The organism is Paraburkholderia sp. SIMBA_027 (genome assembly GCF_046535315.1).
GTDB classification, from domain to species: Bacteria; Pseudomonadota; Gammaproteobacteria; order Burkholderiales; family Burkholderiaceae; genus Paraburkholderia; species Paraburkholderia tropica.
Genome location: NZ_JAWRWY010000387.1, coordinates 1 through 279, shown reverse-complemented (window position 1 = coordinate 279; position 279 = coordinate 1). Strand labels below are relative to the sequence as shown.

Below are 279 nucleotides of genomic sequence, written 5' to 3'. Positions count from 1 at the left end.
CACCCCATGCAGCCAAGCCCAGGGACGGCGTACCGAGTTGCTGCGCCAAGGGAACGCTGACCGCCGCGGCGAACGTTGCGCCGCCGGACATGGCGAACGTGTAGAGCCCTGTCATCATGGAGGTTCGCTCCGCGTAGTGCTCCCGGATGAAGGACGGCATGGCGACGTTGCACACAGCCAGACCGGACATTCCGAGCACGGTGCCGCCCAACAAAGCGGCAGTTGCCGGGACGCCGCGCACCAACAGGCCGCCGGCGAGCAACACCAGGGCAATAAAGA

General features: G+C 66.3%; 1 pseudogene. It reads right to left on the bottom strand.

Features of this window, described 5'->3' with window-relative positions:
* A pseudogene (locus SB764_RS39525) lies at positions 1-279 on the bottom strand (hypothetical protein); the annotation flags it as partial.